Consider the following 15590-nt stretch of genomic DNA (forward strand, 5'->3'; position numbering starts at 1 on the left):
AAAGAGAAACTAAATTTTGTAGGTCTGTGTTTCTTTAAAAAAAGGAATTATGAAATTGATTCAACTTTTATGTTTAAAGTGACTTGTATTTTTCTGCTGCGCAGCCTTTCATACCCACTTGCCCACTTCGCCCTTGCTTTCCTTATAATTCTGCAAATCTTTTAGAAAACCTCTATCCAAATTGGATATGATGAGCAAAAGTGAATATAGAAAAACTGCACTCTTATTGTGAAGTGCAGTTTTTAAATTTTAATTCGTTATCGCTACTTTATTTTGCAAAGAAAAATTGCATTAACATGACTATTTCGTGAACAAAATCACAACCTATAGACCTGTTTGCAAAAACGGAATACAATACAAACGTAAGGACAATAACATTTTATTAATGAGAAAAGAAGGTGCAATCAGAGATGAGAGGTACGGCCATTCTGTACAAGGAAGACAATACCGTAACATTCATTGAAGATGTTGAGTTATCTGTGTACAAGGAAATTAAAAGACAATGCGGCTGCGAACATTGCAATTGCAAACTTGAAAACAAAGTAATTGACTTTGGAACAGTAGCCCCGGCATTTTGGCACGAAGATGAAGTTGACTGGGATTACGGATATTAAAAACAAAGGTGTATCTTCATGAAATCAAAAATATAGCTTCCCCGGAAGTGTCTGAAAACAGCGACCCTCAAGTCTCAATGTTCGCTTATTAACCGAACGGTAAAACTCGTAGTGTACATGAGCAATGCCCGTTACACTTATTATCAATATATCCTCGTTTACACCTTCAAATAGAAGGTGTTTATTTTTTTTCGAGAAATTCAAATGAATATTCATAAGGAACATGTTAGAATAATGATAACTTCTTGGGAAGGATGAACATAGTGGAGCATTTAATTAATAACAGAGTCAAACAACTTGAAATATCGGGAATCAGGAAATTTTTCAATATGGTCGCAGGTATAGAGGACATGATCTCATTAACGATCGGCCAACCGGACTTTTCAACACCTGCTCATGTTAAGGAAGCCGGAAAAAAAGCGATTGATGATAATTTCACTTCCTATACCCATAACGCAGGACTGCTTGAATTAAGAGAGGCAGCTGCCGATTTTTATAAAAAAAAATACAGTGTTGATTACAATCCTTCGTCAGAGGTAATTGTTACAACCGGTGCCAGTGAAGCGATTGATATTGCTTTTCGCACAATTCTTGAGGAAGGGACAGAAGTCATTCTCCCGGGGCCAGTTTATCCGGGGTATGAACCAATCGTCCGTTTGTGTGACGCAAAGCCTGTTTATATTGATACGAGGGAACATCAGTTTAAGCTTACAGCAGAATTGATTGAACCATATATAAATGATAAGACCCGCTGCATCGTTCTACCCTATCCGTCAAATCCAACCGGCGTCAGCATGAATGAGCAGGAGCTTTATGATATTGCAGCCATGCTTGAGAAAAAAGAAATATTCGTCCTTGCCGATGAAATTTACAGTGAGCTTGTTTTTGAGAGACCGCATGCTTCAATTGCGAAATTTTTAAAAGACAAAACAATTGTGATTAATGGTTTATCAAAATCACATGCGATGACCGGATGGCGAATTGGCCTGCTTTATGCCCCTGAGTATATAACGACACATATTCTTAAAGTTCATCAATATAACGTTACTTGTGCCTCGTCCATTTCCCAGGCAGCCGCTTTGGCAGCCCTAACAAACGGACTGGATGACTCTGTACCGATGAGAGAGGAATACCGAAAACGGCGCGATTATGTTTATGATAGGCTTGTCGCGATGGGTTTGGAGACCGTCAAACCTGATGGCGCTTTTTACTTCTTCGTAAAAATACCCAATGTTAATACGAATTCATTTGAATTTGCATTGTCACTTGTCGAGGAAGCGAAGGTTGCCGTTGTTCCGGGCAGCGCTTTTTCGTCACTGGGCGAAGGCTATTTCCGCCTGTCATACGCTTATTCACTTGAAACACTTGAAGAAGGGCTGAACCGTCTTCAGGATTATTTAACAAAAAACAGAGGGTAACCCTTGATCGGGTCCCCTCTAAAAAATTTTGCTTAAACGGTTCCGGTGTCGGAGCCGTTTTTTATTTCCAATTTTTATAAAGAGCCTGGGTCCCGCTGTTTTCCTCACCCTGTTCAGCCAGTTTTACATAAAGGCTCCTCGCCAAAGCTAAACCAGGGGTGTCCATTCCCAGCGCCGCAGCTTCTTCTAACGCAATATTCATATCCTTGATAAAATGTTTAATATAGAAGCCCGGTTCAAAATCTCCGTTAATCATCCTAGGTGCCAGATTGGAAAGGGACCAGCTGCCCGCTGCTCCAGAAGAAATACTCTTCAGAACCGTTTCTGGATCAAGGCCAGCTTTTTCCGCATAAACAATCGCCTCGCAAACCCCGATCATATTGGATGCGATCGCAATTTGGTTGCACATTTTCGTGTGTTGGCCTGCCCCGGCATCACCTTGATAAACGACATTAGGACCAAGAAGATTGAGAATCGGCTCAACGGCAAGGAAGGCTTCTCGATCGCCGCCTGCCATGATCGCAAGTCTTGCTTCACGTGCACCTATATCCCCACCGGAAACCGGTGCGTCAATCGCATGAATGCCCCGCTTTTTTGCTTCTTGATAAATCTTCACCGCCAAAGACGGCATGGAAGTAGTCATATCAATCACGTATGTACCTGCGCGGCTATTGGCGAGAATCCCTTCCTCACCAAGATAAACCTCCTCGACATCATGCGGATAGCCGACAATCGTGATGATCACATTGGCTTTTACGGCTACTCCCCTGGGGGAATTTGCCCATTCAGCTCCTTCATCAAGTAAAGATGTCGCCTTTTCCTTTGTTCTTGTATAAACGACAAGCGGATAGCCTGCCTTGGCCAGGTGGCCGGCCATGCTTTTTCCCATTACTCCGAGTCCGATAAAGCCAATTACAGTTTGGTCCGGTGACAACATCTGCAAAAACCCTCTCTCGACGATATTTGCTCTTATTCTAGCATTAATCTTCAGAATGTAAAATACAGATCAGAAGCACACCATGCCTTGGGGCAGCCAGTTAATATCCTGGCCACCCTGTTTATTTCTGCTCGTAGATGGCCAACAGTTTTTTAAGATAGTTAATCTGCAGTTCGTACTGCTGATAAATATTTTCAAATGTCAGCATGGTGATTTCATCAATGGGCATATGGTCACGCTTTGCTCGTTCACCGCGCTTTTGTAATTCAAGCATTTCTTGAAGTTGTGCTTTTTGCTTGCTGATTGCTGAAATGATATCATCTTTGTTGAGTTCATCTGCAAAGCTAATCGCCGTGTACATCGTACTTGGCAGGACAACGGAAGATACCTCCAGAGACTCCTTGCCAAGCCGGTAAAACTCCTCCTCACCTGTAACGGTAATTTTATAAATCGCTTTTGTTCTATGCCCCGTTTGTTCGATCGTATCGACTTCGACCAATCCTTCTTTTTCCATTTTTTTAAGTGCATGGTAAATAGATCCGGGAAGAATTCCAGCCCATAAATCAGTATGGCTTATTTCCAATATTTGTTGAATTTCATATCCAGACATCGGTTTGATGCGCAGCAAGCCCAAGACCATTAATCTAGTCAAAACATACACCCCAACATTCATTATTCAAAGTTGAGTATAAGTATAGCATAGCTGCTTAAACCAAGTCTATAAACGCTACTGAGCGTTTCTCCTTAACTCAAATTGCTGCTCGTTCTCCCATTTAAAAGTTGTAATTGAGCATAACAGGGCAAGCAGCATGAATCCGCCAGTGATCAACAGACCAAACATTAAATGCTCATAATCCCCCGCAAGCACACCGCCGAGCGCTTTCACATAATGCTCAAAAGGCAGTATGTTGCCGACGGCAGAAACCCAGTCAGGTGCGTTGTCGAGCTGATAAAATGCTTCACTCATAAAGATCATTGGAATTTGAATCATGTTCGCATACATATTGATTTGCGCTTCGTTACGCGCAAAATTGGCCAGGACAAACCCGATGCTTGTGAAGCAAACCGTTCCCGCCAGAATCAGTGCGAATGTTGCAGCAACCATCGGGAGTGAGACGTCGACATCAATCATCACAACGCCAACGAACCAAACGATCGAGTTTATGGCGACCCCAAGAACCGTTCTGGCCATGACCATCATAAAAATAAATGAGCCGATCGGCATTGGAGTCAATTTTAACAGCTTATAGACACCCCTGCTTCGCTGCCAATGAACCTGGAATGCAATGCCTTGCATCCCCCAGAAAACTGTGCTGATCGCGGTAACGGAAGCAAGCATGCGGACCATCACCTGCTGAGCATCAAAAAAAACGTCCAGCCCGATCAGCAAAGCAATCGGGAATAATAATGAGTAGTACAGTGTGATTCGATCCCGCAGCGTTGTGACCAACATAGAATTAAAAATCACTTTCATGCATGATCAACCTCTTTCTCGGTCAACTTCAAGTATAACTGTTCCAAATGATGAACATTGTATGCCAGGCATAACTCTTCGGCATGCCCTTGTGCGATCACCTGTCCGTCATTCACCATCACCACTGTCGTCGCCAGTTTCATTACTTCATCCATATCATGAGATGTAAACACAATTGTTTTCCCGTTATTAAACAGTTTTTTAACAATATGATGAATTTCTTGGCGTGATCTCGGATCGAGCGCTGACGTCGGTTCATCAAGAAATACAATTTCCGGATCATGTACAAGTGAAGCGGCAATGGCCAATCTTTTTTGTTGGCCGCCGGACAGTTTTGCCGCTTCTGTGTTTGCTGCTTCTTTCAGGCCACATTCTTCCAGGATGGCTACTGCTTTGTTGGCTGACAGCTTTTTGTGATAGAATGCCGCAAAAAGCTGCAAGTTTTGTTTGGCAGACAGCCCTGGAAAAAACGGCACAGATTGAAGCTGAACACCCATTTGCGATTTGTAATTGCCGCTCCAGTACTTGATGCGGCCTGCGTCGTAAGAGCGGAGGCCGATGACGATTTCAAGAATCGTCGATTTCCCGGCTCCATTCGGTCCGATCACAGCTAAAATTTGATTCTTTTGCACATCAAGATTAATTCCTTTGATGACAAGCCGATCGCCATACTTTTTCTTAATCTGTTCTGCTTGAATCATACTCAATACTTCTTCCTCCTTTATTATACAAACTTGAATAGTCAACGTTGAATAAGTAAGTTTAATTACATCATAAATGATCGAATATACAAAGTAAACAACAACTTTAGAAAATATTTACCTGCGTGCTCAGGCATTACCACCAAAACTGTATGATTACTCTCTATGATCCTCTCTAAATTCGCACTTAAGGTTTGTTCCGTTTCTTAATCTATTTTATAGAAATACAAGTCCAGTCCATCCTGTTAACTAGATTCTTCATTTTTATTCATATTGTGAGGGGTCAACAATAAATACATAGATCAAGTAGATGAGCATACAGATTGCCATCGTCATATATCCCCAGCCAAGGATCATCTGGTCAATGACTAGATAGTTATTGCACAATTGTGCATTTGCCTGGATATACAACCATCCCATAGCCAAAAATAAAACCGTAAAAAGGATAATGATACCGTTTCTGCCGTTTGAGCCAAGTTTTTTCCAACTATCCCGTAATGGAACCCCGGCTAAAAATGGCAGACTAATAAATTTAAAAATCTCCACACTTTGTTGTGTCAATGCCTCATCCATTGTCCGCGGGAGCATCCAGTACGCGATAATAATCGTAAATAAGAGCATTCCAGGAACCCCGTTTTGATTATATTTTTCAAAAACAGTGGGGAACATTTTCTGAAGTAACCGTGCCATAAAAAAACCTGCGATCACGAGCATTGGCATTTGCATATGCATGTGAACGATCATGATGGACTCCATTAAATTTGCAACAGGAGGAAGCATTAACCCGATTAACACCACGAATCCGAAGATAAATTGTCCCATCGATTACTCCCCCTTGCCTGTTTCAAGAAGATTGGCTAATTTGTCAGCAGCTGCATCAATATCCATATAATCCATGACATCAACTAAAGTACCGCTCCCATCGACCAGATAGAATGCTGCATTATGCGCAAAGTTGCCATTTCCGTCCGGAATGACCGTGACTCCGAACTTATCCAGCAATGACTCTAACTGCGCCTGATCAGGGATTCTTGCCATCCTCCATGTTTCCCCGTCACTATTAAATAAATTTTTATACTCATCTAATCTAGCTGGATCATCTCTCGTTGGGTCAAAGCTGATACTTAAGAAAACAATCTCGTCTCCTAAATATTCGTTAGGTAACTTCTCGTAAACTTGAGCCATGTTTTGCTCAATTTGAATACAAACGGTCGTACAGCCCGTATAAATAAAGGTGATAAATACGTATTTGTCTTCAAACATTGCAATTTCATAAGTCCGCCCTTCACTATCCTCAAAGGTTACATCCCGAGGGAATTCAGGCTGATCCTCAATCAGTTGGGTGACTCTTGCCGTTTCAGCTGTAAAGGCGGTAAAGCCATCAGTGCCTATAAAAAACAACACGATGCCAAATACCAAAACTGTAAGACACGAGAATGCAGTTAGTCGATTTTTGATCACGGAGATCACTTCCTACAAGTCTTTTATAGTTCGAAAGAGATAGCCCTAATAGATGAGCTATCTCATATCGTTACCAAGTTTTGAATGGCGGTGATCCTGGTGGTGCATTTACGATCATGTCAACAATCGGCAGAACATACGCCATCGAGATGACGAGCAACATGACGACAACCCAAATGCCCCAGCGTTCTGTCCAATATGGTGTTTTCGCTGCTCCCGGTTCCTCTTCAGCAATCGGGAACTCTGTTTCGCCTTTTGGCGCGAAGAACATGAGATTAAACACAGCATACACTTGAATGACAACGGCAATCAGCAATAATGTCGCCCCAATGCCGACAGCGGCCATCAATGGATTCCAGCCCAGTGTTTCGGCAAAGTTTCCATAGGTTGTAAAAGAAGTTCTTCGCGGTGAACCAAGCAGGCCGGCAGTGTGCATGGACAGGGACATAATCACCATCCCGATCGTCCAGATGATGGTCTGAACCACACCTAATTTGTTCATTTTAGGTGTTAGCACCCGTTTTGACAGATATGGTACTAACCAATAGCTAATTCCGAAAAAGGTCATTACGACAGACATCCCCAACGTTAAGTGGAAGTGCCCGACAACCCACATCGTATTGTGAATAACCTGGTCCAATTGGTTTGTGCTTTGCACAATTCCGCCTGCACCTGCTGGAATGAAGGCAACCATGGCAATGAACGGAGCCAAGAAGCGTACGTCGCCCCAAGGCATTTTTTTGTACCAGCCAATGAAGCCTCTTCCGCCTTTCTGTCTCGCTGTCTTCTCAAAAACTCTAAACATTGCATATGCTGTCATTAACGAAGGGAATCCGATTGCTAAACTCATAAACACGTGCATATATTTAATTGATTCCGAGATACCCGGGTCAATAATTTGATGGTGAAATCCGCCAGTAATGTTCATGATGACTAATGGGACTACAACCATACGAGTTAATAAGTCATTCCAGCGATAGCCGCCAATAACCTTTGGTACAATCACATACCATGCAGAAATAGCTGTTAAATACCAAATGTTTACCGCTGTATGTCCAAATGCCCAGAAAAGTGTACGGGCGAGAAGGACGTTAATTCCATCCACCCATCCGAGAGTCCATGGAATAATCATAAAAACTACTTCTACGGCAACAAAAGCTGTTGCGCCAACTAAGAGGATAAATACCCCGGTTGCAAAGAAAGCAAGAATCGGAACATGTTGACCTTTATGATTTTTACGCCAGTTTGCCACTTGAATAAATGCCCCAGCCGACAGCATCCAGACACCCAATACAATCAAGGTTAATCCGAAGTAAAACATTGGATGTGCCGCCATTGGCGGATAAAACGTATACATGACAGAAGCTTCATTCATTAGGATCGGAATCACAACGAGGACAAAGCCGAGAATTTTCGTCCAGAAGCCAACCCAGGCGATTTTCCGTACTTTAGGCAGCAGGCCGCCTAATGTATGGGAAAGTCCGGCATAGAAATAACCGATTGTAAAGAAAGCTGATAACACGACAACTAACAGTAAGCCATGCGCGGTCAGGACTTGATAATAATTCAGCCATAACGGCAAATCTAACACACCCGCACGGTTTAAGCCTTGCAGTAACCCCAGGAATCCGCCCAGCAGTAATGCGATAAAGGCAACAGATAAATATGATTTCGCGACTCTGGCATCTTCGAGGCTAATTCCTAAAGCTTGATTTGCTTTTTGTTTAAATGATTTTGTGTTTAAAGCGGTTTCCACTTTCCTTTCCCCCCTTTATTACTTGACTGTAATTTTTGTGCTCATTGCCTGGTGTCCCGCACCACAGTACTCATTGCATAAAACTAAATACTCACCCGGCTCATCAAATTTTTGCGTGATTTTTTGAATATGGCCCGGCATGACCATTGCGTTGATGTTCGTATTGGCCACTTGGAAACCATGCACAACGTCTTTTGAAGTCAATGTGAAATGCACGGTAGATCCAGCAGGAATTTCAATATCCATTGGCGCAAAGCTGAAGATTTGCATCGTCATCACCACTTCATATTCATTTTCGCCAATTTGTTTTACCCCTGGCTGATTAAATGGAGCCGTTTGATTGACTTTTTTCGGGTCGATCGTTTCTTTATGACTCGGTGGGCCCATTTCCAAAGCAACTGCTTGATATCCTGTAAATATCATAAAAACCATGATCATTCCGAAGCTTAAGACTAACCATATCTTTTCGTCTAAATGCATTTCACTTCCTCCTCCTATACCCTAGCCATATATAAACCGTATAAGACAATGTACGTACCAAGGATGACTGCCCCAACGACAGCAACGGAAATCCACGTCCCCACCTTTGAAGATGTGTTTGCATCGGGCTGGGCGTTCACATGCTTGTTTTGGACTTCGTCCTGAGAACTAACATTTGTAGCTTTCATTAGAAAATTCCCCCCTTTGGTTTGTTCACCTTCATCATAGTTGCAAATGAGAATCACTGTAGTGAGACAAATCACAGGAAAAATTCCCTCGGTGAAAAAACACTCTAAAAATGTCAGAAAATCCATTGCTATCAATGGTTTCAACTGTTATATCTAATGAAAATTTGTACTTATTTTGACAAATAGGGGGTTAATCAAAAAATGGGTTGGACATATCTTTTATAAAAAAAAGTGCCTAATCGCAATTAGGATTAGACACGTTGTGGAGAGAAATGAGGTATTGTTTTGGTGACAGTTTGCATGGCAGCCGGTGATATATTGGAATTTGAATTGTTCAGGCTGGTTTCTCTCGCAGATTCATCTGGCGAAGTAAATAAAATAGCTAACATATGGACAAGATTACCCTTCAGAGTGGCTAAATCGATTAGTTAGCAATAAAACAACTTTGAAATTGAATGATAAAACAAAATCGCTAACATGCGGACAAGATTACACTTCAGAGCAGCTAACATCGGATTGTTAACACTGCCTGCTGGAGCGGAAGGCGTGTGCAGACTCCTGCGGGAGTACGGAACAGGGGAGACCCCGCAGGCGCCGGAGGCGACGAGGAGGCTCCCCGTACCGCCCGCGGAAAGCGAAGCTCCGGGAGCGCAAATCAACAACCAAGTTCAGCAGTAATTTTACTGTAAACGGCTCTTGTTCAGTGCCGTCGAGTACGGAGCAGGGGAGACCCCGCAGGCGCTCATAAGCCCTAGTGCCGGCACACTGAAAATACCACAGTCCAAATGACTGTGGCAGACCCAAAATTTTATACGTTCTTATCCATAAAAAAAACCGGCTGGATACCCAGCCGGCCACAAGGGGGAAAATGAGAATGATTAGCGAACTTCAGCTTCACTAAAGTGCCATTCTTTCTTTACCCGTCTATATCAAGATCAAACATTTAAAAATGATTTACAAGTCGGTCGCAGCCTTTACAGCCTCAACCACTTCTTCTGTTGTGCTCATTTGCAGAACCTTGCCTGCAAGCTCTTCCATCTCTTGTTTGTTTAAACGGCGCAACTGTGAACGCGCTTTAAGAATCGAGGTGGCACTCATCGAAAATTCGTCGAGTCCCAGACCGAGCAAAATTGGAATCGCCAGTTCATCGCCAGCCATCTCCCCGCACATTCCGGCCCATTTTCCTTCTTTATGGGCTGCATCAATCACCATTTTGATGAGGCGCAAGATCGCCGGGTTATACGGCTGGTATAGATAAGAAACACGCTCATTCATGCGGTCAGCGGCCATTGTATACTGGATTAAATCATTCGTGCCGATGCTGAAGAAGTCGACTTCCTTGGCGAATTGGTCAGCAAGCACAGCGGTTGATGGAATTTCAACCATGATTCCAAGTTCAATGTTCTCAGCGACCCGGGTTCCTTTCGAAAGAAGGGCTGCTCGTTCTTCTTCCAATACAGCTTTCGCGGATCTGAATTCCTGCAAAGTAGAGATCATCGGGAACATGATTTTCAGATTCCCATATACACTGGATCGGAGCAATGCACGCAGCTGAGTCCTGAACAAGTCCTGTTCTTCCAGACACAGCCGAATCGCCCGGAAACCAAGAAATGGGTTCATTTCCTTTGGAAGGTCTAAATAAGGAAGCTCTTTATCTCCGCCGATATCAAGCGTCCGCACAACTACAGGTTTTCCTTCCATGCCTTCCAGCACTGCTTTGTAGGACTCAAATTGTTCTTCTTCTGTTGGAAGCTGGTCTCGACCCATGTAAAGGAACTCGGTACGATACAAGCCGATTCCTTCACCGCCATTGGCTTTCACACCTTTAAGATCTTTAGGTGTGCCGATGTTAGCTGCAAGTTCAACATGGTGGCCGTCAGCAGAAAATGATTTTTCATTGACTAGTTTTGCCCATTCAGCTTTTTGATTTTCAAAGTCTTGCTGGACTCTTTTATAGTCTTCAATCAATTCCTGGGAAGGGTTAATATGTACTTCTCCCTTTAAACCATCCACAATCACTATATCGCTATTTTTAATAACGTCTGTTGCCTTTTTTGTACCTACTACTGCCGGTATTTCCATTGACCTTGCCATAATCGCTGAATGGGATGTTCTACCGCCAATGTCTGTTGTAAAGCCTTTTACGAATTGACGGTTTAATTGCGCAGTATCAGAAGGTGTTAAATCTTCAGCTACGACAATAACCTCTTCATTAATCATGCTCGGGCTCGCCATTTGAACTTGCAGCAAATGGGAAAGCACCCGCTTTGTTACATCACGAATATCAGCAGCCCGTTCTTTCATATATTCATTGTCCATCGATTCAAACATGGAAATGAACATGTCGGCAGTTTCCTGCAGAGCAGGTTCCGCGTTCACTTTATCCGTTTTAATCTTATCTTCGATCGGTGAAATTAATTCAGGGTCACTTAATACAAGCAAATGAGCGTCAAAAATAGCCGCTTTATCTGCTCCAAGCTCTATGTTGGCACGGTCACGAATTTGCTCAAGCTCATGTTTAGCTGTATTTAAAGCATTTTGGAAGCGTTCTATTTCAAGCCCGGTATCCTCGACCGTTTTTTTGGTAAAGGTTAAATCAGGCTCTACCAGCCGGTAAGCCTTTGCAATTGCAATGCCGCTTGATGCAGCAATACCATTTAAAAAGTTCATTATTCAGCAAGACCTTCTCTTTTCAATGTATCTTCAAGTGTTTTCAGTGCATCTGCTTCATCGCTTCCTTCAGCACTGATTTTAATATCCGCACCCTGGCCTACACCAAGAGACATAACACCCATAATTGACTTTAAGTTTACCTTTTTATCTTTGTATTCAAGATGAACCTCGGAATCAAACTTGCTTGCAGCTTGTACTAAAAGAGTTGCTGGACGAGCATGAATACCCGTTTCAGCTGTTACTTTAAATTGTTTTTCGACCATTAGAAATCAAACTCCTTTTTGATAAATAAAATAAACACCTGTATATAAAGATGGTTTGTCTCATTAACTTAAACAATTAAGCGTTTTTAGTCAACTAAACGCTTAATTGGCGGAAAATTAAAAAGATTTTTGCTTGCTTATTTAGAATATCCTGCCACACCGTTTTATTTTTACCATTACTTCTATGAACATGTATCTGTTCAAACAAACTTTATAAGTTGTAAATACTATTATTAGACAACTGCCATCTCATCAAAAGAATAGCATTTCCGCCCTTTCTCGACAATGGAAATGCGCGATTATTCAACAATTTTTCAAAACTTTTTTAGTGAAGCGTTTTCATTTTCCAAACTTTCTTTACTCTTTCCATAATAAAGGGTATTATGGCAAATTTTCATTTTCATAATTGTCGCCTTTAAGGTACTGACATGGTCTTCTTCCACACCGACGTAAAGATTGGTCAGATCCTGTACTGATCTCGCCAATAATTCAACTGCATTCCGCAAGTCTTTCTCTTTAAAGCTAATCCGATCCTCAAGAAGCTGTTCAAGAATATCGTTGGACAATGATTTAACCCTTAAAGCCCGCTCCACTTCTATTTTCACAGCGCTCCCCTTCTTTCATTAAATTGTTCCATGTATATGAAGAAAAGTGATATATATGCTTCTGCTGATTTCGCATTGTGAATTTTGCAATCTGTTTAACTTATATTTCTTTACTAAAGCGTTAAATCCCTTTTCGACCTGAAAACATTTGCTATTTTGGCATTGCCTATTCATAGACTTACCGTGAACGCTCTGATTAGCAAATAGGTTTACATTAATTTACACAGTGTTGGGTGATCAAATGAAATATCGGAAAGAAGAACCTTTCCGCTTTCAATTTCGTAAACCTCTGCCTGGTACTTTTAAGATTTGAAAATTAATGGTAAGAGTAGAGAGTCAAACACGGGTCAAGCTTATATTTTATATATCAGCCCGAATCGCCGCAGTGAAGAGATGGATATGATTGAAAAATCATACCCTTTCTCTTGTCCCTGTGGCTATTCTTCATAAATCATCTTCCGTGTCATTCCCCCATCAATGATAATATTTTCACCGGTGACAAAGTCGTTTGCGGGATCGGCTAAATATAAACAACCTTTTCCGATATCCGCAGGTTTGCCCACTCGTTTGGATAAATGCTGTTCATGGTCAGTGTCACGTAAGCCCTCGTAATCATTTACTTCAATCCAACCTGGACTAATTGAGTTGACTCTAATCCTGTAAGGGCTCAATGTTCTTGCCAGCGATCTTGTTAAGGCAATGATGCCTCCTTTGGAAGCAGAGTAAGCTTCGGTATCGGGCTCCGACATAAAAGCTCTCGTCGAAGCAATATTGACGATGCTCCCGCCTGATTCTTTCATATGCTTTGCCGCCTCCCTTGAACACAAAAAAACACTTTTCAGGTTTGTATCGATTACTTCATTCCAATCATCCAACGTCATCTCAAAAAAAGAATGGAACTTTGAAATGCCGGCATTATTAATTAAAATATCAACCGCAGCATATTTTTCAATTGTCTTATTCACTAATGTCCTGACACTTTCCTCATTTTTAACATCTGTTCTAATGAAATGCGCTTTAAAGTGTTTGCTTCGAAGCGCTCTTTCCACTGTTTCGCCGCTCTCTTCATCCACATCAGCGATGATCACAGAAGCTCCCTTCTCGGCAAATGCCGTGGCCACTCCTTTGCCAATTCCGTGTGAACCACCAGTAACAATGACAATCTTGTTCTCAAAAGCTGTCAACGCTATCTCCTCCTATGCTTTCATAAAAACTTTTCGTTTACCATTTCCCTTTACCATTTATTTTAGCCAATAAGCGCTAAAGATTAAAAGCAGATGCTTCGCCGGAATCATCTTTAGGATTTGCGGCTATCACAAACTCTCCTCTATAACAAAGTTTAATAGAGGGATTCAGTGGCTCTCTGCAAGAACAAAATCGCTAGCGCGACTATAATACCGTCCCGAGTGAGGTGAAAATCACTTGGGATTTATTCTCGCCCTGCGCATCGTACCCCCACAACTAGGGCAAACTGTTTCGACGTCTTTATTTCCTCTTTTATCGACTTGAAATTCCTGTACGACAAATTCAGGGACGTCGTCTTCCTCCCCGCACTGTGCACAGACAAACAAAATGGTCTTGATTTCCTCATCGAACCCAAACGGATCTTCTTCATTCAGCCTTCTTAAAAACTCTTTATTCAATTCATCCGGCTCGTTGTTTTTTGTCATTCTTATATGGCCTCCTGCTTTTTACACATTCCATATCCTCCATATAATGATACAGGTATCCATAGTCGGCATGCCATATCTCTACCAAGTCCATCTTACGATGGCAATAAGGACATAGAAAGGGATCCTGATCGAATGCCTCGATCATTCGTTGCCTATATGTTTTCTTTCTCTTTTTTCTCTCCAATAAAAGTGACAGTTGTTTCGTTCTCATAAAGGCATACAAACTTAACACTGTCATCGCTTTTTGGTAGGTTCTTCGGCTGTACAAACCAAAACGCTGAACCATTCGAAAATGCTTAGGACAGATGTGCTGAAGCAAGTTAAATAAAAACTGGTATACAGGTAGTGTTTCATCTACTCTCTTTCCGGTTTTATGGTCTTCATACCAGAATCGAACGATTTTTCCGTCGTACGCTTCTATCCGATATTCCGCAATTGCAGGTCTTGCCAAGTACCTCCCTATATATTTTGCGGCCCCTTTGGCATTTTTCATTTTTCGTTCGGCATTTACATAGAATCCTTTTGGATATCTTCGATACAGGTCATTGATTAATTTGGAAGCTTCCCGATTGTCGGGGAACCACTTTTTGATTAAATCCAGCAACACCTTCTGCCATGACTTCCTCAGATATTCATAAGGGATGAATTCACTTCTCACCCACTCATTCTGGTTGTCCAATGCCCCTTCTGTTACCAAAGCATGAATATGGGGGTTGAATTTCAGATCCCGACCAAAGGTGTGGATCACCGTAATCACTCCGGCGGTTAAATTTCGCTTTTTGCTTCTCTTTTGATAGTGATACTGAAAAACCTGAGCGACCTGTTTGCTTAATTCATTTAATTTTTTGCGGTCTTCAAAAAAGACCTTTCTCAATTCCTTGGGTATCGTAAAGACCATATGGCGATGAGGTACATCAAAGATCTTTTCCTGTTGGCTATCTGACCAGTCATCCGTATACTTCTTACCACACTTATGACAAAAACGACTCTTACAAGTAAAACATACAAAAACAGGCTTGGGAGTTCCTTCGCATCCTAAACATTCATATCGAGAATAGCCTAAATCAGTCGTCCCACAACGCATCGCTTTCTCAACGGTTTCTTTAATATCGGCTTGATAAGACTTCGGAAACCGGTAAGCATTCAATTTCCAAAACCCATCGAAATGATCCTTTAGTATCCGTTTAATGAGCCCGCTTTTTTGTTTACTCATAACAATTCTCCTCATAAATATAGGAACATTTTACCGAACAGTTGTCCACAAGTCGAGAATTTTATAATTTCCTCACTAGCGTTGCACAAAAAATCTATGAAAAAGTCAAGGATGAAAAAATGGAATAAAAATCA

General features: G+C 41.9%; 18 protein-coding genes. 3 read left to right on the plus strand and 15 right to left on the minus strand.

From position 1 onward, the window contains the following. The first annotated feature begins 398 nt into the window (after nucleotides 1-398). Complete coding sequence (locus CVD23_RS20390; RefSeq protein WP_245917489.1) at nucleotides 399-614, plus strand: hypothetical protein; 216 nt, start codon at nucleotides 399-401, stop codon at nucleotides 612-614. Between the two features lie 263 nt (nucleotides 615-877). Next, nucleotides 878-2032, plus strand: coding sequence for an aminotransferase A (locus CVD23_RS20395; RefSeq protein ID WP_101667010.1), 1155 nt, complete (start codon nucleotides 878-880; stop codon nucleotides 2030-2032). Nucleotides 2033-2093: 61 nt separating this feature from the next. Here the strand turns inward: CVD23_RS20395 and CVD23_RS20400 are convergent, their stop codons facing one another. The 9 genes from CVD23_RS20400 to CVD23_RS22130 all read right to left on the minus strand — a co-directional run bounded on the left by CVD23_RS20400 (nucleotide 2094) and on the right by CVD23_RS22130 (nucleotide 9029). After that, a complete protein-coding gene (locus CVD23_RS20400; RefSeq protein WP_101667011.1) occupies nucleotides 2094-2969 on the minus strand; it encodes an NAD(P)-dependent oxidoreductase in 876 nt (291 codons plus the stop codon). Between the two features lie 121 nt (nucleotides 2970-3090). Next, the gene (locus CVD23_RS20405) at nucleotides 3091-3621 is read right to left on the minus strand and encodes a PadR family transcriptional regulator (protein WP_101667012.1); all 531 of its coding nucleotides are present in this window, start codon (nucleotides 3619-3621) and stop codon (nucleotides 3091-3093) included. Between the two features lie 75 nt (nucleotides 3622-3696). Continuing rightward, nucleotides 3697-4443, minus strand: coding sequence for an ABC transporter permease (locus tag CVD23_RS20410; RefSeq protein WP_101667013.1), 747 nt, complete (start codon nucleotides 4441-4443; stop codon nucleotides 3697-3699). After that, nucleotides 4440-5144, minus strand: coding sequence for an ABC transporter ATP-binding protein (locus tag CVD23_RS20415; RefSeq protein WP_101667021.1), 705 nt, complete (start codon nucleotides 5142-5144; stop codon nucleotides 4440-4442). Before CVD23_RS20415 ends, CVD23_RS20410 begins: the two co-directional genes overlap by 4 nt. A gap of 264 nt (nucleotides 5145-5408) precedes the next feature. Beyond that, nucleotides 5409-5966: a hypothetical protein gene (locus CVD23_RS20420; protein ID WP_101667014.1), complete on the minus strand. Its 558-nt coding sequence runs from the start codon at nucleotides 5964-5966 to the stop codon at nucleotides 5409-5411. A 3-nt stretch (nucleotides 5967-5969) separates the two neighbouring features. Continuing rightward, on the minus strand, nucleotides 5970-6605 hold the full coding sequence (locus tag CVD23_RS20425) for an SCO family protein (protein WP_101667015.1): 636 nt from the start codon (nucleotides 6603-6605) through the stop codon (nucleotides 5970-5972). Nucleotides 6606-6675: 70 nt separating this feature from the next. After that, nucleotides 6676-8361: a cbb3-type cytochrome c oxidase subunit I gene (locus CVD23_RS20430; RefSeq protein WP_101667016.1), complete on the minus strand. Its 1686-nt coding sequence runs from the start codon at nucleotides 8359-8361 to the stop codon at nucleotides 6676-6678. 18 nt (nucleotides 8362-8379) lie between these two features. Beyond that, a complete protein-coding gene (locus CVD23_RS20435) occupies nucleotides 8380-8841 on the minus strand; it encodes a cytochrome c oxidase subunit II (protein ID WP_101667017.1) in 462 nt (153 codons plus the stop codon). A 14-nt stretch (nucleotides 8842-8855) separates the two neighbouring features. Then, nucleotides 8856-9029, minus strand: coding sequence for a hypothetical protein (locus CVD23_RS22130; protein ID WP_180955743.1), 174 nt, complete (start codon nucleotides 9027-9029; stop codon nucleotides 8856-8858). Between the two features lie 477 nt (nucleotides 9030-9506). Between CVD23_RS22130 and CVD23_RS21685 the strand changes: the two genes are divergently transcribed. After that, nucleotides 9507-9707, plus strand: a complete 201-nt coding sequence (locus tag CVD23_RS21685; RefSeq protein ID WP_142382915.1) for a hypothetical protein — start codon at nucleotides 9507-9509, stop codon at nucleotides 9705-9707. Between the two features lie 276 nt (nucleotides 9708-9983). On the opposite strand, the gene ptsP is transcribed toward CVD23_RS21685, so the two are convergent. From ptsP to CVD23_RS20465, 6 genes are all read right to left on the minus strand, one after another. Further along, complete coding sequence (gene ptsP, locus CVD23_RS20440; RefSeq protein WP_101667018.1) at nucleotides 9984-11699, minus strand: phosphoenolpyruvate--protein phosphotransferase; 1716 nt, start codon at nucleotides 11697-11699, stop codon at nucleotides 9984-9986. Next, a complete protein-coding gene (locus CVD23_RS20445; protein ID WP_101578220.1) occupies nucleotides 11699-11965 on the minus strand; it encodes a phosphocarrier protein HPr in 267 nt (88 codons plus the stop codon). Before CVD23_RS20445 ends, ptsP begins: the two co-directional genes overlap by 1 nt. Nucleotides 11966-12279: 314 nt before the next feature. Next, the gene (locus CVD23_RS20450) at nucleotides 12280-12570 is read right to left on the minus strand and encodes a hypothetical protein (RefSeq protein ID WP_101578222.1); all 291 of its coding nucleotides are present in this window, start codon (nucleotides 12568-12570) and stop codon (nucleotides 12280-12282) included. A gap of 437 nt (nucleotides 12571-13007) precedes the next feature. Continuing rightward, nucleotides 13008-13754, minus strand: a complete 747-nt coding sequence (locus CVD23_RS20455; RefSeq protein WP_101667019.1) for a glucose 1-dehydrogenase — start codon at nucleotides 13752-13754, stop codon at nucleotides 13008-13010. A 234-nt stretch (nucleotides 13755-13988) separates the two neighbouring features. After that, on the minus strand, nucleotides 13989-14240 hold the full coding sequence (locus CVD23_RS20460) for a hypothetical protein (RefSeq protein ID WP_257988615.1): 252 nt from the start codon (nucleotides 14238-14240) through the stop codon (nucleotides 13989-13991). Further along, nucleotides 14215-15456 carry an IS91 family transposase gene (locus CVD23_RS20465; RefSeq protein WP_180955744.1) on the minus strand — a complete coding sequence of 414 codons (1242 nt, stop codon included), beginning with the start codon at nucleotides 15454-15456 and terminating at the stop codon, nucleotides 14215-14217. The genes CVD23_RS20460 and CVD23_RS20465 overlap by 26 nt, the downstream gene beginning before the upstream one ends. Between the last annotated feature and the right edge of the window lie 134 nt (nucleotides 15457-15590).

This window comes from Bacillus sp. V33-4, assembly GCF_002860225.1.
Classification (GTDB): domain Bacteria; phylum Bacillota; class Bacilli; order Bacillales; family Cytobacillaceae; genus Bacillus_BJ; species Bacillus_BJ canaveralius.